Source organism: Mycobacterium sp. NPDC003449 (assembly GCF_053588415.1).
The window spans coordinates 23,011-39,888 of sequence record NZ_JBSFPX010000010.1 but is presented as its reverse complement, the minus strand read 5'-3'; the positions used below and the strand labels follow the sequence as shown (position 1 = coordinate 39,888).

The window sequence follows — 16,878 nt, the reverse complement described above, 5'->3', positions numbered from 1 at the left end:
ACGACGGTAGGCACTGGCCGCGACGGGCAGAACAGTTCCACCCGTAAGTATTTTTAACCCAACCCGGTACCTGTGCTTAACCCGGACGGTTCGAATTCGGCTACCGGTGAGCACAACCGTTGCGACGGATCGGTTTCGACGTAGCGTGCCAGTCGTGACTTCCCAACTGTCGGTGGGCATCGAGATTCTCGATGACGGATACGGCGCATATCAGCGGCCCGGCGGCGACCGATCGTCCCGTGGCGTCGCCGTCCTGGCCGATCGCCTGGAGTCGGCCGGTGTGCACTACTGGGTACTGGGATCCGGGCCCGGAGAACTCGGGTCGAGCACCGGGGTGAGTCTGGATCCCTCCCTGGTGGCCACCGTGGCCGCCCGGCACAGCACCAACCTCGGCCTGGTGGTGGCCGCCGCCGCACATCGCGACCATCCCTACAACCTGGCCCGCCGGCTGCTGTCGGTGGACCACGCGGCGCAGGGCCGGGTGGGCTGGTTCGCCCTCGACGCGGACCGCAGGATCGCGCTCAACGCGGTCGCCGACACCTGGACCGGTGCCGGGCTGTCCGCGGCCCACACCGCGGAGGCGGTCGGCGCGGTCCGGACCCTGTGGCGCACCTGGCCGTTGGAATCGGTGGTCGGCGACCTCGCGGCGGGTGTGTTCGCCGACACCTCGCTGATCCGGCGCGCCGATGTGCGCGGGCGGTACTCGATCGCCGGCCCGCTGAACGTGCCGGGATCGGTGCAAGGCGATCTGCCGGTCTGGCAACATGCCGACCCCGACAACCCCGATGCGACCAGGGGGGGCCGATGTGGTCGTCGTCGACGACGGTGATCCGGTCCCGCCGCGGCCGACCGTGGTGCGGGTACGCACGACCGCGTCCGCCGCCGCGGTTCTGGACCGGCTGGCCGGCACCCCGGACGTGATCGGGATCCTGTGGCGCTCACCGCCCGACGCGCTCGGCCCGATCCTCGACGCCGTACTGCCCGCGGCCCGCCGCAGCGGGGTCCTGGCCGCCGCGACCGGCGGCACCCTGCGCGAGCGGCTGGGCCTGCCCGCGCCGGGTGCGCCCGACCTGTCCGGACACCCGCTCGCATTCGAATCCGCACCCAATCCGGGAGGCCGGTTGTGAGCCGGGAGCTGATCCTCAACGTCAACGTGCTCAATCTGGGCATCCACACCGGTTCGTGGCGGCGGTCCTCGGAGGCGCCCACCGCGTTCACCGATCCCGATTACTACGTCCGGATGGCCAGGATCGCCGAGCGGGGCACCCTCGACGCCCTGTTCCTGGCCGACGGCCCGGCGCTGCGCGACCATCCCGCGCTGCGCCCGTCGCAGGCCCTCGAACCCAGTGTCATCCTGGCGTCGGTGGCGGCCGAGACCGAACATCTCGGCCTGATCGGCACGCTGTCCTCGACGTTCAACGATCCGGTGGAACTTGCGCACCGGTTGCTGGGCCTCGACCAGCTCTCCGGCGGCAGATTCGCCTGGAATGTGGTCACCACGTACTCGCTGCCCGCAGGCGCGAACTTCGGTCTGGCCGACTATCCGGACCGGCCCACCCGCTACCGGCGGGCCGCGGAGTTCGTCGACGTGGTCCTCGCGCTGTGGCGGGATGCGGCCGACGGCAGGCCCGGCATCGACCATCGCGGCGAGTTCTTCACCGTCAGTGGATCGTTGCCGCAGGGCCCGTCACCCCAGGAACACCCGCTGCTGGTCCAGGCCGGCGGTTCGCCGCAGGGCCGACGCCTGGCCGGCCGGGTGGCCGACGCGGTGTTCAGCGCCGAACTCGACCTCGGCGCCGCCATCGAGCACTACCGTCAGGTCAAGGACATCGCCCAGGGCCATGGCAGGCACCGCGATGCGGTGCGGATCCTGCCCGGGCTGATCACCACCATCGGCAGTACCCGCGCCGAAGCCGAGCGCCGGTACGAGACCCAGAACGCGCTGTTGCCGCGCGACCACGACCTGGAGCGGCTGTCTCAGGTGCTCGGCGAGGACCTCTCCGGGCTGCCGTTGGACGAGCCGGTGCCGTCGCGGCTGCTGGGGACGGTGGCCGACCCAGCGAAATATGTTGCTTCACTGGGTTTTCGAGAATCCATCGTGCGGGTGATCGAAAACGGAGAACTCAGCCTGCGGCAGGCGATCCGCGAGTTCAGCGGCGCCGGGCACCGGGTGGTCGTCGGCTCCCCCGAGGACGTGGCGGACACCATCGAGCGGTGGTTCCTGGCCGGCGCGGCCGACGGGTTCAACCTGATGCCCGATGTGTTTCCCGACGGTCTGGAGATCTTCGTCGACGAGGTCGTCCCGATCCTGCGCCGCCGCGGCGTGTTCCGTACCGCGTACACGGAATCGACCCTGCGTGAGCGGTTCACCGGCGAGCGCTACCCCGCCGTGGTGGCCTGACCGAGCGTCAGCGGTTGAGCGGCCAGATACTGCTCGAGGACCCGCGGGGTGGGGTCGGCGGTGTAGGACGTCACCAGGCCGCCGGGCCAGTCCGGTGGCGAATCTCCTTGCGCCAGCGTCCAGGCCGCCTGGCGTGCGGCGCCCAGCGCGACATACTCGCCGGGTGGCGGGACATCGACCGGTCGGCCCAGGATCGCCGGGCCGATCCGCCGGACCGCCTCCGAACGCGCCCCGCCGCCGATCAGGATGATGCGCCCGATGTCGACGCCGTAGCCGGAGATCTTGTCGATGCAGTACGCCATGGAGGCCAGCAGACCCTCGACGCCGGCCCGAGCCACATTGGCGGCGTGCAGGTTACGGGTGGTGATGCCGTGCAGCGCGCCGCTGGCCTGCGGCAGGTTGGGTGAGCGTTCACCGTCCAGATAGGGCACCAGGGTCAGCCCTTCGGCCCCCGGCTCGGCCGATAACGCCAGTTGGTCGAATTCCTCGAAATCCACCTGCAGCATCGCGGCCGTGGCGGCCAGCACGGGCGCGCCGTTGAGCGTGCAGACCAGCGGCAGCTGCCGTCCCGTCGCATCGGCGAAGCCGGCGACGATCCCCTCCGGGTCATGGGGTGCCGCGCCGCCGACCGCGCTGACCACCCCCGACGTGCCCAGCGACACGATGCAGTCGCCGGGACCCGCACCCAGCCCGAGTGCGGCCGCCGCGTTGTCGCCGGCGCCAGGGCCGATGTTCGCGCCGCCCGGCAGCCGGCCGGCGATATCGGACGGGCCAAGCACGGTCGGCAACGCGGGTGTGCGGCCGCGCATCGCCAACTCCAGCAGATCGGTGCGGTAGGAACCGGTTTCGGCGGAGAAGTACCCGGTGCCGCTGGCGTCGCTGCGGTCGGTGCGCAGATCGGCGAGGTCGGTCGACCCGGACAGCCGCCAGCTCAGCCAGTCGTGGGGCAGGCACACCGCGGCGGTGGCATCGGCGTGAGCCGGCTCGTTGTCGACCAGCCAGCGCAGCTTGGCCGCGGTGATCGAGGCGACCGGTACCACGCCGATGGCCCGCGCCCATTCGCCCGCCCCGCCGAGTTCGGCGACCAGGGCGTCGGCGGCCCGGGCCGACCTGGTGTCGTTCCACAGCAGCGCATCCCTGACGACGGCCCCCGAGGCGTCCAGGCAGACCATGCCGTGCTGCTGCGCACCCACCGAGACCGCGGCCACGTCGTCGAGCCCGCCGGCCGCGCTCACGGCGCTCTGCAACGCCTCCCACCACCGCCGCGGATCGATCTCGGTGCCGTCGGGGTGCGGCGAGGAGGCGGTTCGCACGACGGTGCCGCTGTCGGCGTCGCAGATGACGATCTTGCAGGACTGGGTGGATGAGTCGATGCCGGCAACCAGAGTCACGCCTGCGAAGCTACTACCATGCGACGAGCGCCACACCCCTGCGGTGCGCGGCGCACCACAGGGCCCGGCGGGTTACCGCTGGCCGGGCCGGTCTGCGGCGGCCAGATCGCGATCTAGGTTTGCCGAACGGCGGCATGGGAATACTGAGGGGCATGTTGATCAGACGAATCGCCCGCCCGATGCTGTCAGCCACCTTCATCGCGCGCGGCGTGGATGCCCTACGCGACCCGAAAACCGCGGCCGATGCCGCCCGCCCCGCTCTGGGGGCGGCGAGCGCGCTCCCCGATCCGGTGGGAGGCAACGTTCCGACCAACGCCGAAACAGTGGCCAGGGTGAACGGGGTGGTGCAGGTCGCAGGCGGGCTGTTGTTGGCCGCAGGCAAGATGCCCCGCCTGACCGCGGCCGCGCTCGCGCTGTCCGTGGTTCCGGGGAGTCTTGGTGCCCACGCGTTTTGGAACGAGTCGGATCCGCTGCGGGCCGCCGACGAGCGCCGCGCCTTCCTCACCGACGTGAGCCTGATCGGCGGTCTGATCATCGCGTCGGCCGATACCGCCGGTAAGCCTTCGCTGGGCTGGCGGGGTCGCCGCGCGGCGCACAAGGTTTCGGCTTCGGTGGCGGCCGCCCTGCCCACCGGCGCGGCCGCGAGCCAGTCGGTGACCGACAATCTGGCCGACAATCCGGTCGCCGACAAGATCGGGCACGGTCTGGCGGTCGGCGCCGAGCGCGGACGCGAACTGGCCAGCGAGCTCACCCACGTCGCGCGGCAGCGCGCCGGTGAGTTCGCCCAGGTAGCGCGGGAACACGGGCCCGAGCTGGCCGAAGCGGCCCGCGAACGCGGCACGGTGCTGGCCGAACGCGGCGCCGAGTTGGCGGATGTGGCCCGCGGGCGCGGCTCCGCGCTGGCCGGGGTGGCGCGCGAACGTGCCCCCGAACTGGCCGAAACCGCACGGGAGCGGGGCGCGACACTCGCCGACCGGACCCGAACGAAACTCGATAAGCGCCGCTGACCGGTAGCGTTGCGGACATGACGACAGGTGATTACGGACCGGGACAGTACGGCGGCCAGGCCCCCTACGGCGCACCGGCGCCGGGTGGGCTGGCCAAGCGCTTCTTCGCGCGGGTGATCGACGGCATCGTCGTCGCGATCGTGTCCTTCTTCCTGGCGTTCTTCACCGATTCGGTGTCGAGCATCTGGGTGACCGGGCTGTTCACCGGATTGCTCAGCTTCGTCTACTTCGTCGGCTTCGAGGTCACCCAGGGGTGGACGCCGGGCAAGAAGCTGCTGGGCCTGGCGGTGCGCGGTCCCGGCGGAGCGGCCAAACCGGCGCTGGCCCAGTCGGCGATCCGCAACGCGTTCACGCTGCTGCCGATCATCCCGTTCGTGGGTGGGTTGCTGGGTGTCGTCGCGATCATTGTCATCGCGGTGACGATCAGCGGCAGTGCCACCAAACAGGGCAAGCACGATGAGCTGGCCGGCGGTACCCAGGTCGTCAGCGGCTGATTTCCGCGAATCGGTAAGGCCCCCAATTCCTCTGGAATTGGGGGCCTTACCGGACTCACCGGCCGGTCGACCGGGTCAGATCACCAGGCCGAGCAGCAGCACGAACACCAGGCCCGCCACCGAGAGCACGGTCTCCATGAGCGACCAGGACTTGATGGTCTGGCCGACCGACATCCCGAAGTACTCCTTGACCAGCCAGAACCCGGCGTCGTTGACGTGGGAGAAGAACAACGATCCGGCGCCGACCGCCAGCACGACCAGCGACACCTCTCCGGTGCTCATCCCCTCGACGAGGCCAAGCATCAATGACGAGGCGGTGATGGTGGCGACCGTGGCCGACCCGGTGGCCAGCCGGATTAGCACCGCGAGCACCCAGGCCAGCAGAACCACCGAGACATTGGCCCCCTTGGCCCAGTCGGCCAGCAGGGTGCCGATGCCGGTGTCGACCAGCACCTGTTTGAAACCGCCACCCGCGGCGACGATGAGGATGATGCCTGCGACCGGCGGCAGCGACGACTCGATGCATTTGACGATCTGTGCCCGGGTCATCTTGGCGCCGCGCCCCAGGGTGAACATGCCGACCACCACGGCGATCAACAGCGCCATCAGCGGGCGACCCAGAATGTCGAAGATCTGCCGGACGAACTGCCCCTCGTCGTCGATGAAGATGTCGGCGAGCGCCTTGCCCATCATCAACGCCACCGGAAGCAGCACGCTGAAAATCGTGATGCCGAAGCTCGGCCGGATCTTGGCCTCGGCCGCACCCGTCGCGCCTGCACCGCCGGCCTGGGCGTCGGCGGTGACGAACCGGTCCGGGACGTCGAGCACGACCCACCGCCCGGCCAGCCGGCCGAACAACGGGCCCGCCACGATCAGCGTCGGGATCGCGACCAGCACACCCAGTCCCAGGGTGACACCCAGATCGGCGTGCAGCAGATCGATCGCGGTGAGCGGGCCGGGGTGCGGCGGCACCAGCCCGTGCATGACCGAAAGCCCGGCCAGAGCGGGGATTCCGATGGTGATCAGCGACTGCTGCGACCTCCTGGCCACCAGATAGATCACCGGCATCAGCAGCACCAGACCGATTTCGAAGAACATCGGCAGACCGATGATGGCGCCCACCAATGCCATCGCCCACGGCAGCGCGCGCGGTGAGGCGTGGCCGACGATGGTGTCGACGATCTCGTCGGCCCCGCCCGAGTCGGCAAGGAGTTTGGCGAACATCGCGCCGAGGGCGATGAGGATGCCCACCCCTGCCGCGGTGCTGCCGAAGCCGTCGGCGAACGAATCGAGCACCGTGCCGACGTTCGCCCCCGCGACGATCCCGACGGTCAGGGCACCGAAGATCAGGGCCAGGAACGGATGCAGTTTGGCGACGGTGATCAGCACCACGATCAGCGCGATACCGGCCAGCGCGGCCAGCACGAGTTGCCAACCGGCGGCGATCGGCTCGGCCAACTCGGGTTCGGCCGCGAGATAGGTCAGCACGCTGCTCATCGATTCTCCTGTCGGGTTGTCGGATCGGTGGTCTGGCCGGATGTCCTGGCCACATAGGTGTCGATGATCGAGTCGATGTCCTGGTCGACGTCGATCACGACACCGGCCTCGTCGTCGCCGAGCGGCTCAAGGGTCCGGAACTGGGATTCCAGCAGGCTCGGCGGCATGAAATGTCCTGGGCGGCTGGCCTGGCGCCGGCCGATGACCTCGGGCGATCCGGCCAGGTGCAGGAACCGCACATCGGGACGGTGGCGTCGCAGCTGATCGCGATACGTGCGTTTGAGCGCCGAGCAGCTCATCACGCCGCCGTCAGCGCGCCGGGCCAGCCACTCCCCGATCGACTCCAGCCAGGGGTAGCGGTCGTCGTCGTCGAGCGCGTGGCCCGCCGTCATCTTGTCGATGTTGGCCTGCGGGTGGAAATCGTCGGCGTCGGCGAACGGGACGCGCAGCCGCTGTGCCAGCGCGGCACCGACCGTCGACTTCCCCGACCCGGAAACGCCCATCACGACGATTGCTGGTCTCATGTCCTCCGCCTCGACGCTGTGGTTGCCGTCACATAGCATCGCTCAAAGATCAGACTTTTGCAAGAGAATCTCATTTAGATATGTTTTTAGTCTCGCCGTACTGGCATATGACAGGATGTAAGCGTGTCCACGCCATCAAACGGCGGCGCGCTTCACGGCAACCTGCTGACTGCCCTCGGCAGCGGCATCGTGTCCGGGGAGCTACCGCCCGGGCAGGTGATCACGCTCGAAGGGGTTAGTGCCCACCACGGCGTCTCGCGCAGCGTGGCCCGCGAAGCCGTCCGGGTGCTCGAGTCGATGGGCATGGTGGAATCACGCCGCAGGGTCGGCATCACCATCCTGCCGTCGCGCAAATGGAATGTGTTCGATCCCAGGCTGATTCGCTGGCGGCTGCAGGCCGGCGACCGCGCCGCCCAATTGGTGTCGCTGTCGGAGTTGCGCCGCGGGTTCGAACCGGCGGCGGCCGCGCTGGCCGCGCGCCGGGCCGATCCCGATCAGTGCCGGGTCCTCGCGGCCGCGGTGTCCGACATGGTGGTGCACGGCCGTTCGGGCGACCTCGACGCATATCTGCTCGCGGACAAGATCTTTCACCGGACGCTACTGGAGGCCAGCGGTAACGAGATGTTCCGCGCACTCAACGATGTGGTCGCCGAGGTACTGGGGGGGCGCACCCATCACGGCATGATGCCCGAGATCCCCAACCCGGTGGCGATCGAGCTGCACGACGAGGTGGCCCGCGCGATCCGGCTGCGTGACGAGGACGCCGCGGAGCGGGCGATGCGGGCCATCATCGACGAGGCCGCGACCGCGGTCGCCGACGGTGAGGCGCCCGGTGGTTAACTGACCAGGTGGGTCGCTCGTCATCGCTGGCGCGTCGTTTCTTCGACCGCCTGGAACCGGTACACGCCGTCACGTATTTCGCCCCGGAATGCCGCGCCGCTCTCGATGCGCTGGGCTACCGCGGGTTCTGGAGCGGCTACTTCGCCGCCCGCTCGGCGCCGCTCGGCATCGTGCCCGCCGAGGTCGTCACCGCCGTCTTCTACAGCTTCGCCCCCGAACGGGTGGCCAAGGCCATTCCGGCGGTGTGGGAGGTCGCCACACCGCAAACCGTTCTGGCCACCCGGCGGGATTCGGCGGTGGCCGCGCTGCGCAGGTCGGGTGTCGCCGACTCCGGGACGACCCGCGTCGCCGCGGACCTGTGCGCCGCGGCGGCCAGGACCGCGCCCCTGGACGGGCGGCCGCTCTATGCGGCCAACCGCGCGCTGGACTGGCCCGACGAGCCGGTCGCGCAGCTGTGGCATGCCGTCACACTGCTGCGCGAACAGCGCGGCGACGCCCATGTCGCGGTGCTGACCTCCGAGGGGATCACCGGACGCGAATGCAATGTGCTGCACGCGGCCGCGGGCCGGGTGCCGCGCCAGATGATCATGCGCACCCGCGACTACGACGACGAGCGGTGGAATCGGCATGCCGAAAGCCTGCGGCAGCGTGGATGGTTGGACGGACACGGCGACCTCACCGCGGCGGGCCACCGGGCCAAACAGTCCGTCGAGGACCGAACCGACGCCCTGGCCGTGGCCGCGCTGGACGGACTGACCGACGACGAGGTCGAGGCGCTGTTTCGGGCGCTCACGCCGATCACCCGGCAGATCGTGGCCGCAGGCGATGTTCCGGCCCTCACCCCGATGGGGCTGGACCGCCGCGACCTCGACGACGACGGCGCACACCTGGCCTGAACCTGGTGGCTCGGTGACCGTCAGCGTGGGGCGTACATGATCAGCCCGACGCCGACGAGCGCCACCAACGCACCGGTGACATCCCAGCGGTCCGGCCGGAACCCGTCGGCGACCATGCCCCAGGCCAGCGAACCGGCGATGAACACGCCACCGTAGGCGGCGAGCACCCGGCCGAAATGCGCGTCGGGCTGGAAGGCCGCCACGAAACCGTAGGCCCCCAGCGCGACGACACCGGCACCGATCCACAGCCACCCGCGATGTTCGCGCACTCCCTGCCAGACCAGCCAGGCGCCGCCGATCTCCAGCACCGCCGCCAGGATGAACAGCACGATCGATTTTCCGACCACCGGCTAGGCAACCCCGAGGTAGGCGGCCCGAATGCTGTCGTCGGCCAGCAACTCTTTCGCGTCACCGGCTCGGGTGACGTTACCGGTCTCCAGGATGTAGGCCCGGTCGGAGCGGCTCAGGGCCTGCTGGGCGTTCTGTTCGACCAGCAGCACCGTGGTGCCCTGGCTGTTGATCTCGGAGATGATCTTGAAGATCTGCGATATCACCATGGGCGCCAGCCCCATCGACGGTTCGTCGAGCAGCAGTACCCTCGGCCTGGCCATCAGAGCGCGCCCGATCGCCAGCATCTGCTGTTCCCCGCCGGACAGCGTGCCGCCCACCTGGGTGCGCCGTTCGGCGAGCCGGGGAAAAGTCTCGAGCACCCAGTCCAGCCGCTCGCCGTGCTCCTGCTTGGAGCCGAACTTGCGTCCGTAACAACCCATCTCGAGGTTATCCAGCACCGTCATCCCCGGGAAGACGCCGCGTCCCTCCGGCGCCTGGATGAGACCGTCGACGACGCGCCGGTGCGCCTTGACCCGTGAGATGTCGCGACCTTCGAACCACACCGAACCCGAGGTCAGGGCACGCAGACCCGAGATGGCCCGCATCATGGTGGTTTTTCCCGCACCGTTGGAGCCGAGCAGGGTCACCAGTTCGCCCTCGTGGACCACGATCGAAACCCCGTGCAGGGCTTGGATTCTGCCGTAGTGCACGACCGCATCCCGCACCTCGAGCAACACCGGGCGGGTGGATTCGGCCGCAGCTTCAGGAGATTTCGTCATCGGGTACTCCCAGATAGGCGGCGATGACCTTCGGATCCTCGCGGATCTCGGCGGGCAGACCGTCGGCGATCTTGCGGCCGAACTCCAAAACCACGATGCGGTCGGTGACCCCCATGACCAGACGCATATCGTGCTCGATCAGCAGCACGGTGTAGCCGTCGTCGCGGATCTTGCGGATCAGCTCGATCAGGGCGGCCTTCTCGCTCGGGTTGAACCCCGCGGCCGGCTCGTCCAGGCACAGCAGCTTCGGCTCGGTGGCCAGGGCCCTGGCGATCTCGAGGCGCCGCTGGTCCCCGTACGGGAGATTCTTGGCCTTCTCCTCACCGCGGTGCGCGATCCCGACAAAATGCAGCAGCGCGGCGGCCCGTTCGATCGCCGAACTCTCCTCCCGCCGGTGCCTCGGCGAGCGGATCAGCGCACCGGGCACCGAAGTCCGGTGCCGCGCATCGGTGCCGACCATGACGTTCTCCAGCGCCGTCATCTCACCGAACAGCCGGATGTTCTGAAACGTCCTGGCGATCCCGCGCCGGGTGATCTGGTGGCGCTTGATCCGGCCGAGCGGTGCGCCGTCGAAGCTCACCGAACCCGAACTGGGCCGGTACACACCGGAGATGGCGTTGAAGCAGGTGGTCTTGCCCGCGCCGTTGGGCCCGATCAAGCCGAGGATCTCCCCACGACGGATATCGAAGGTCACCGAGTCCAGCGCCACCAGGCCACCGAATCTCACGGTCAGGTCGTGGGTCTGCAGCAGGACCTCGCCTTCGGCGGCCGAAATGTCGCGGTGCACACCCGCAAGGTCCTCGATGACCTCCTCGGCCACCTCGCCGGGTTCGGTCATGTGGTCGGCTCCTTGACCGGGGTGGCCCGCAACAACCGGCGCGCCGAGCGGCCGTAGGTCAGCAACTGCTGGCGGACCGGGAACAGGCCCTGCGGCCGGAAGATCATCAGCACCACCAGTGCCAGGCCGAAGAACAGATACTTCAGATCGCCCAGGTTGATCCCGAGGAACTCGACCCCCAGCAGCCGGTTCGGCAGATACACGACGATGAACGCGCCGAAGATGACACCCAGCTTGTTGCCCTGGCCGCCGAGCACCACCGCGCACAGGAACAGCATCGAGTTGATGATGTTGAACGTAGGCGGCGCGACGTACTGGACCTGCCCGGCGTAGAGCGCACCGGACAGCCCACCGATCGCGGCGCCGATCACGAACGCCCACAACTTGAACCGGAACGTGTTGACGCCCATCACCTCCGCGGCGTCCTCGTCCTCGCGGACGGCCACCCAGGCCCGGCCGACCCGGCTGCGTTCCAGGTTGCCGACCAACAGCAGGATCGCGACGATGAGCAGCAGCCCGAGCCAGAACCACCAGGTGCCGTAGTTCGCCACCCCCGATGAGTTCCCGCTGGAGAACACGCCTTCGGGCAGTTTCTCGCTCTCCCCCAGCCGCGGATAGGCCACCTGGTTCAGCCCGCGGGCGCCGTTGGTGACATCGGAGAGGTTGTCGGCCAGCAGCCGGATGATCTCCCCGAAGCCGAGGGTGACGATGGCCAGATAGTCACCGCGAAGCCGCAGGGTGGGGATCCCGAGGATCAGTCCGGCCAGCGCCGTCATCGCCATGGCCAGCGGGACACACGCCAGCCACGCCCAGTCGGTGTGCAGAAACCCGTTCACGCCGACCTGATTCCACGGACTCGACGGGCTGGTCAGCAGGGCGACGGTGTAGGCGCCGACGGCGTAGAAGCCGACGTAGCCGAGGTCGAGCAGGCCGGCCTGACCGACCACCACGTTCAGGCCGATCGCGATGATGGCGATCATCGCGAACTGAGCCATGGTGCCGCCGAAGCTGATCCCCGGAGTGTTCAGGAAGCCGGGGGTGAACAGCGGCAGCAGGCCGAGCAGCGTGAAACCGACAATGCCGACAAGCCATTTGGCAACCCGCGGCAACGTCGACCAGGCGTCGCGGATGACATCGCCCGGCGCCAGCAGGGTCTTGGTCACCGAGTTGCCGGATGTGCGCTGTTCGGTCATACCCGCGCCTTCCCGAGGCTTTCCCCGAGTATGCCGGTCGGCCGGAACAACAGCACCAGTACCAGCAGGACGAAGGCCACGACGTCACGCCACTGGGTCCCGAACACGGCCTGCCCGTAGTTCTCCATGATGCCGAGCAACAGACCACCCAGCAGCGCGCCGCGCAGGTTGCCGATGCCGCCCAGCACCGCCGCCGAGAAGGCCTTGATGCCCAGCAGGAACCCGCCCGAGTAGATGATGCCCTGCGGGACCTTGAGGGTGTAGAGCAGCGCCGCGGCCCCGGCCAGCAGACCGCCGATGAGGAACGTGGTCATGATGATCCGCTCCCGCGAGACACCCATGAGGGTCGCGGTGGTCGGATCCTGGGCCACCGCCCGGATACCGCGCCCGAACTTGGTGCGGTTGATCGCGATATCGGTGAGCACGGCGAACACCAGTGCCGCACCGATGATCACCAGCGTCACGTTCGACACGGTGGCGCCGAACACGGTGAACTGGGTCTTCGGCTGCACCAGGGTGATCGGCTGCTGGGCGTTGCTGCCGCCGTATCCTTTGAGGATCTTGGGCAGCACGAAGTGCACGAACTCCTGCAGGACGAACGACATCCCGATGGCGGTGATGAGGAAGGTCAACGAGCGGGCGTTGCGTTTTCGCAGTGGCCGGTAGGCGACGAACTCCAGGCCGATCGCCGCCGACCCCGACACCAGCATCGCGAACAGCATCGCGATCGCCAGGTAGAGCACCGTCAGTGCGACGCCCTTGCCGTAGGCGTTGCCGCTCGGGGTGAATCCCAGGATCACGTCGAGGCAGAAGTACGCGCCGAACATGCCGAGCATGAAAATCTCGGAGTGGGCGAAGTTGATCAGCCGGAGCACGCCGAACACCAGCGTGTAGCCGACCGCCACCAGCGCATAGATCGCACCCCAGGACAGGCCGTCGATCGTCAGCTGCCAGAAACCGTTTCGCAGACCGTCGAGGTTGAAGTTGATGTTGTCAGCCAGGCAGACGTACTGATCGACACACTGAGCGATCATCCCGGTGGCGGCTCCTGCTAAATGGTGGCCGACGAGACGCGTCCGAGTCCCGACTGCGGCCTCGGACGCGTCTCGCCTGGTGGGTTACTGGACGTCGTACATCCAGATGAGGGTGGTGGTGAGCTCACCCTTGTCGGTCCACTGGTACTTGCGGGCCACACCCTGTCCGTCGTAGTGGCGGACGTAGTTGAGCAGGGCGTCACGGGTGATCGCACCCGAATCGATGCCCTTGAGCAGGATGGTGCCGAGGTCATACCCCTCGGTGCTGTAGGTGCCCGGCTCCTGGCCGAACTTCTGGGTGTACTCCTCGGAGAAGGAACCGGACGCGGGCCCGCACGGGCAGGACAGCAGGGCGCCCTTGGACGCTTCGCCGGCCTGCTTGACGAACTCGGGGTCCTTGGTGCCGTCGGCACTGACGAAGGTGGCCGTCACACCGCCGTCCTTGAGCTGCTGCGCGAACGGCGCCGCCTCGGAGTAGTAACCGCTGTAGAAGATCGAGTCGGGGGTCGCGCCCTTGATCTGGGTGACCGCGGCCGAGAAGTCCTTGTCGCCCTTCTTCACCGAGATGTTGCACGCCGAATCCGCTACCGGGCCAAGGGTTTCACGAACCGCCTCGGCCAGGCCAAGGCCGTAGTCGGTGCTGTCGTCGACGACGCACACCTTCTTGTTGCCCAGGGTGTTCTTCAGGTAGTTGGCCACTGACGGGCCCTGCACTCCGTCGTTGGCGAGGCCACGGAAGAAGGTCTTCCACCCGTTCTCGCTGAGCGAGACGTTGGTGGCCGATGCGGTGGTGGCCACCAACCCGGCCTGGTTGAACACATCGCCGGTGGCTTTGGTCTCGCCGGAGAAGGCAGGCCCGACCAGGCCGACGATGAACGGTTCGTCGACGATCTGCGGGGCCACCCCGGTGGCCTTCTGCGGATCACCCTCGGTGTCAAAGGTCTTCAGCTGCACCTGGCAGCCCTGGTTGGCGGCGTTGTGCTTGTCGATCGCCAGCTGGACACCGTTCTTGATGTTGATGCCGAGCGCGGCGTCCGGGCCGTTGAGCGCGCCCATCATCGCGATCATGACGGGCGGGCAGGTCGCCTTGCCGTCGCCGGCGGGGTCGGCGGGGGCGACATCCCCCGCGCCGGCGACCTCGGCGCCGTTCTCGTCGATCTGGACTTTCTCGACGATCTTCAGGTTGGTCTGCGATGCGTCCTCTTCCGGCGAGGACTGGTTGCAGCCGGCAATGGCCAGCGCAACCACACCCGCACTACCGAGAGCAAATGCTTTCCGTGCCACGCGACCGCGCACGCTTCACCTCCGGGTCAAAGTTGTAGGTGGCGCCGCCGACACCACCCATTACCGGGGGGGTATGCCGGTGCTCCGGGTAGAACATAGCCAACGACCGGCGGTAGTGCGGGATGTTGACCGATGCTTTTCCGGCACGTGGTGGCTGAACGCGGAATTTCGGTTCCTCAGAAACCCACAATTAACACCCGCACCGGTGATTACTGCTCCGGCGCGGGCGCATCCTCTGGGCCGTCGAGGGTCTCCAGAACCACCTCGGCGACCCGCTTCATCGTGGTGCGGCGGTCCATCGCGGCCCGCTGAATCCACTTGAACGCCTCGGGTTCGGTCATCTTGTGTTTGCTCTGCAGCAAACCCTTGGCGCGTTCGACCAGCTTGCGGGTCTCCAGCCGGTCCGACAGCGTGGCGACTTCGGTTTCCAGCGCGGCGATCTCGCCGAAGCGGCTCACCGCGAGCTCGATGGCGGGAACCAGGTCGGTGATGTTGAACGGTTTGACCAGATAGGCCATCGCGCCCGCATCGCGGGCCCGTTCCACGAGTTCGCGCTGGCTGAACGCGGTGAGCACCACGATCGGGGCGATGCGCTTGCCCGCGATCTCCGACGCCGCATCGATACCGTCGCGGCGCGGCATCTTCACATCCATGATCACCAGGTCCGGACGCAGGCTCTCGGCCAGTTCCACGGCCTCCTGCCCGTCGCCCGCCTCGCCGACGACCTCGTATCCCTCGTCGCGCAGCATCTCGGCGAGGTCGAGACGGATGAGCGCTTCGTCCTCGGCGATGAGGACGCGGCGCGGCTTCTCTGAGTCTGTCGATGACCCGGTCATGGGAAACATTCTCTCGTGGCGGCCGCCGGCGAGCTACTTCGGGGGCATCCTCTATGGTGGTATGCCGCGGCACCGAACGGTGCCAGGGCCCTCGTATCCCAACTGGCAGAGGAAACGGATTCAAAACCCGTACAGTGTGAGTTCGAATCTCACCGAGGGCACCAGGTCAGAACATCCAGCCCGCGTTTGTAACGCTATGGCGGGAAATCGCGCCTCAGGCCGCCACAGCGTTACAAACGCGAGCCATTGACGCGTGAGCCGATAGCGCCCACCGCGCGGGCGCCCGCCGCGTCGATCTGCAGCTAGGGCCTGCGAATGGCGGAGTTGGCCAAAGTGGCCGCAATGGCTTGGCTTCCACCCGTCCCGGGGCAGAGTTAGCTACGAGCGGTGCGGGTCAGGTGATGGCCGGTATCGTCCCGGCAGTGGGAGTTACGGCAGGAACCGGGCGATCTGCGGTGACGGCAGCGTCTGGGCGGCGCGGGCCTGACGGAAGCCCACAACACCACCGGCCGCGGTCAACAGCACCATCCCGGCGACCCCGGGCAGTACCGCGAACAACAGATCCTCGGTGCTGGCGAGCCGCAGATAGTCTGCGTATCCGACCCGGAAGGAATCCGGAATCGAGGGCACAGCGCGCGGATCCTCCCCTGGCGGTGGAGCTTTCGGGGTATCGACGCTCGGACCCGATGGCCCGCCTGCGGGCGGTGCCGATGGCAGTGGCGCGAGCGGGACAGGCACCGGCGGAACCACGACCGGAGGCGGGGCGACCACGACGGGTGCCGGCGCCGCCGGCGCGGGGGCCGCGGGTGAGCCCGCTCCGCCGACCGGGGCCTGGGGCGGTTCCGCCCGGATCACGATGCTTCTGGAACTCGGCGTGGTGGGAACCGGAGCCAGGTTGGGCGCCCTGCCGATATTGCGGTTGATCGGCACCTCCCCGCCCCCACCACCGGGCGCCGCGGCGGGTGGCGCGGCACCGGAACCTCCGACCGTCGCCGACTCGGGCGCACCCACGGACTGCGCCACGCGGCTTGCCGGTCCCGACGACCGTCCGACACTGCCGTTCGAGGTCTTCGGGCCGGCGTCGGTGGCTCCTGCCGATGCCCCGGAACCCTCGCGCCCGGCTCCCACCGACACCTTGGGCCCCGTATTCGTCGCACCCGCAGAGGAATTGGGGCCGCCATTCGCGGCTCCGCCAGGGGACGTGGAGCCCGATCGGCCCGCCCCGGCCGACGTGTTCGCTCCGCCGGCGCCGTGATGGCTGGATTTCTTTTTCTTCTTGTCCTTGTCGCCGAAGATGTGCAGCACATCGACGTCGATGCCGAGCAGATCGGCAGAGGCGACCGCGGTGCCGGCGACGCCCGGCCCGGCGACCATGGCGCCGCACGCGATGGCACAGCTGACCGCAGTGTGTCGCACCCACGACCGGTCCACGCTCAAGGTTCCCCCGGGAGATCAGCGGCGCTGCATTGCTCCGCGCCGTACTCGCTGGATGCCCCATTCTGACATATCCCCGGATGGGAGACGTTTGCTGGAT

Annotated in this window: 18 protein-coding genes and 1 tRNA gene; 8 read left to right on the top strand and 11 right to left on the bottom strand. The window is 68.5% G+C overall.

Going from position 1 to position 16,878, the window contains the following annotated elements:
• Positions 1 to 154: 154 nt before the first annotated feature.
• From ACWDTP_RS05200 to ACWDTP_RS05190, 3 genes are read left to right on the top strand one after another with little or no spacing between them, the layout of a single operon-like run.
• Complete coding sequence (locus tag ACWDTP_RS05200) at positions 155 to 829, top strand: hypothetical protein (RefSeq protein WP_450017246.1); 675 nt, start codon at positions 155 to 157, stop codon at positions 827 to 829.
• Positions 807 to 1,127, top strand: a complete 321-nt coding sequence (locus ACWDTP_RS05195; protein WP_450017244.1) for a hypothetical protein — start codon at positions 807 to 809, stop codon at positions 1,125 to 1,127. The genes ACWDTP_RS05200 and ACWDTP_RS05195 overlap by 23 nt, the downstream gene beginning before the upstream one ends.
• Before the next feature lie 26 nt (positions 1,128 to 1,153).
• Complete coding sequence (locus ACWDTP_RS05190; RefSeq protein ID WP_450017328.1) at positions 1,154 to 2,401, top strand: NtaA/DmoA family FMN-dependent monooxygenase; 1,248 nt, start codon at positions 1,154 to 1,156, stop codon at positions 2,399 to 2,401.
• Here the strand turns inward: ACWDTP_RS05190 and ACWDTP_RS05185 are convergent.
• Positions 2,380 to 3,792: a xylulokinase gene (locus tag ACWDTP_RS05185; protein ID WP_450017242.1), complete on the bottom strand. Its 1,413-nt coding sequence runs from the start codon at positions 3,790 to 3,792 to the stop codon at positions 2,380 to 2,382. The two genes, ACWDTP_RS05190 and ACWDTP_RS05185, sit on opposite strands and share 22 nt — an antisense overlap.
• A gap of 152 nt (positions 3,793 to 3,944) precedes the next feature.
• Here ACWDTP_RS05185 and ACWDTP_RS05180 point away from each other — a divergent pair, with 152 nt between their 5' ends.
• Complete coding sequence (locus ACWDTP_RS05180) at positions 3,945 to 4,799, top strand: DoxX family protein (RefSeq protein ID WP_450017240.1); 855 nt, start codon at positions 3,945 to 3,947, stop codon at positions 4,797 to 4,799.
• 17 nt (positions 4,800 to 4,816) lie between these two features.
• Positions 4,817 to 5,293, top strand: coding sequence for an RDD family protein (locus ACWDTP_RS05175; protein ID WP_450017238.1), 477 nt, complete (start codon positions 4,817 to 4,819; stop codon positions 5,291 to 5,293).
• A gap of 75 nt (positions 5,294 to 5,368) precedes the next feature.
• On the opposite strand, the gene ACWDTP_RS05170 is transcribed toward ACWDTP_RS05175, so the two are convergent.
• Entirely contained in the window at positions 5,369 to 6,790 is a 1,422-nt protein-coding gene (locus ACWDTP_RS05170; RefSeq protein WP_450017236.1) for a GntP family permease, read from the bottom strand.
• Positions 6,787 to 7,314, bottom strand: a complete 528-nt coding sequence (locus ACWDTP_RS05165; RefSeq protein ID WP_450017234.1) for a gluconokinase — start codon at positions 7,312 to 7,314, stop codon at positions 6,787 to 6,789. Before ACWDTP_RS05165 ends, ACWDTP_RS05170 begins: the two co-directional genes overlap by 4 nt.
• Before the next feature lie 123 nt (positions 7,315 to 7,437).
• Between ACWDTP_RS05165 and ACWDTP_RS05160 the strand changes: the two genes are divergently transcribed.
• Both ACWDTP_RS05160 and ACWDTP_RS05155 read left to right on the top strand, forming a co-directional pair.
• Positions 7,438 to 8,154, top strand: coding sequence for a FadR/GntR family transcriptional regulator (locus tag ACWDTP_RS05160; protein WP_450017232.1), 717 nt, complete (start codon positions 7,438 to 7,440; stop codon positions 8,152 to 8,154).
• An 8-nt stretch (positions 8,155 to 8,162) separates the two neighbouring features.
• A complete protein-coding gene (locus tag ACWDTP_RS05155) occupies positions 8,163 to 9,050 on the top strand; it encodes an SCO6745 family protein (RefSeq protein ID WP_450017230.1) in 888 nt (295 codons plus the stop codon).
• Positions 9,051 to 9,070: 20 nt separating this feature from the next.
• On the opposite strand, the gene ACWDTP_RS05150 is transcribed toward ACWDTP_RS05155, so the two are convergent.
• From ACWDTP_RS05150 to ACWDTP_RS05120, 7 genes are all read right to left on the bottom strand, one after another.
• On the bottom strand, positions 9,071 to 9,397 hold the full coding sequence (locus tag ACWDTP_RS05150; RefSeq protein WP_450017228.1) for a YnfA family protein: 327 nt from the start codon (positions 9,395 to 9,397) through the stop codon (positions 9,071 to 9,073).
• A gap of 3 nt (positions 9,398 to 9,400) precedes the next feature.
• Positions 9,401 to 10,159: an ABC transporter ATP-binding protein gene (locus ACWDTP_RS05145; RefSeq protein WP_450017226.1), complete on the bottom strand. Its 759-nt coding sequence runs from the start codon at positions 10,157 to 10,159 to the stop codon at positions 9,401 to 9,403.
• Entirely contained in the window at positions 10,143 to 10,997 is an 855-nt protein-coding gene (locus ACWDTP_RS05140) for an ABC transporter ATP-binding protein (RefSeq protein WP_450017224.1), read from the bottom strand. Before ACWDTP_RS05140 ends, ACWDTP_RS05145 begins: the two co-directional genes overlap by 17 nt.
• Entirely contained in the window at positions 10,994 to 12,190 is a 1,197-nt protein-coding gene (locus ACWDTP_RS05135; RefSeq protein ID WP_450017222.1) for a branched-chain amino acid ABC transporter permease, read from the bottom strand. Before ACWDTP_RS05135 ends, ACWDTP_RS05140 begins: the two co-directional genes overlap by 4 nt.
• On the bottom strand, positions 12,187 to 13,224 hold the full coding sequence (locus tag ACWDTP_RS05130) for a branched-chain amino acid ABC transporter permease (protein WP_450017220.1): 1,038 nt from the start codon (positions 13,222 to 13,224) through the stop codon (positions 12,187 to 12,189). The genes ACWDTP_RS05135 and ACWDTP_RS05130 overlap by 4 nt, the downstream gene beginning before the upstream one ends.
• Positions 13,225 to 13,308: 84 nt before the next feature.
• Positions 13,309 to 14,520, bottom strand: a complete 1,212-nt coding sequence (locus ACWDTP_RS05125) for a branched-chain amino acid ABC transporter substrate-binding protein (protein WP_450017218.1) — start codon at positions 14,518 to 14,520, stop codon at positions 13,309 to 13,311.
• A gap of 197 nt (positions 14,521 to 14,717) precedes the next feature.
• Positions 14,718 to 15,344 (bottom strand): ANTAR domain-containing response regulator, encoded by a 627-nt coding sequence (locus ACWDTP_RS05120; RefSeq protein WP_450017216.1) that lies wholly within the window; start codon positions 15,342 to 15,344, stop codon positions 14,718 to 14,720.
• 87 nt (positions 15,345 to 15,431) lie between these two features.
• On the opposite strand from ACWDTP_RS05120, the gene ACWDTP_RS05115 reads away from it, so the two are divergent.
• Positions 15,432 to 15,508 (top strand) — tRNA-Leu (locus ACWDTP_RS05115).
• 265 nt (positions 15,509 to 15,773) lie between these two features.
• Here ACWDTP_RS05115 and ACWDTP_RS05110 read toward each other — a convergent pair.
• A complete protein-coding gene (locus ACWDTP_RS05110) occupies positions 15,774 to 16,760 on the bottom strand; it encodes a hypothetical protein (RefSeq protein WP_450017214.1) in 987 nt (328 codons plus the stop codon).
• Between the last annotated feature and the right edge of the window lie 118 nt (positions 16,761 to 16,878).

Excerpts from the sequence above, each read along its gene's own strand:
- ACWDTP_RS05170 (WP_450017236.1), bottom strand. The coding sequence starts at position 6,790 with ATGAGCAGCGTGCTGACCTATCTCGCGGCCGAACCCGAGTTGGCCGAG.
- ACWDTP_RS05180 (WP_450017240.1), top strand. The coding sequence starts at position 3,945 with ATGTTGATCAGACGAATCGCCCGCCCGATGCTGTCAGCCACCTTCATC.
- ACWDTP_RS05175 (WP_450017238.1), top strand. The coding sequence starts at position 4,817 with ATGACGACAGGTGATTACGGACCGGGACAGTACGGCGGCCAGGCCCCC.
- ACWDTP_RS05120 (WP_450017216.1), bottom strand. The coding sequence starts at position 15,344 with ATGACCGGGTCATCGACAGACTCAGAGAAGCCGCGCCGCGTCCTCATC.
- ACWDTP_RS05140 (WP_450017224.1), bottom strand. The coding sequence starts at position 10,997 with ATGACCGAACCCGGCGAGGTGGCCGAGGAGGTCATCGAGGACCTTGCG.
- ACWDTP_RS05135 (WP_450017222.1), bottom strand. The coding sequence starts at position 12,190 with ATGACCGAACAGCGCACATCCGGCAACTCGGTGACCAAGACCCTGCTG.
- ACWDTP_RS05145 (WP_450017226.1), bottom strand. The coding sequence starts at position 10,159 with ATGACGAAATCTCCTGAAGCTGCGGCCGAATCCACCCGCCCGGTGTTG.
- ACWDTP_RS05130 (WP_450017220.1), bottom strand. The coding sequence starts at position 13,224 with ATGATCGCTCAGTGTGTCGATCAGTACGTCTGCCTGGCTGACAACATC.
- ACWDTP_RS05165 (WP_450017234.1), bottom strand. The coding sequence starts at position 7,314 with ATGAGACCAGCAATCGTCGTGATGGGCGTTTCCGGGTCGGGGAAGTCG.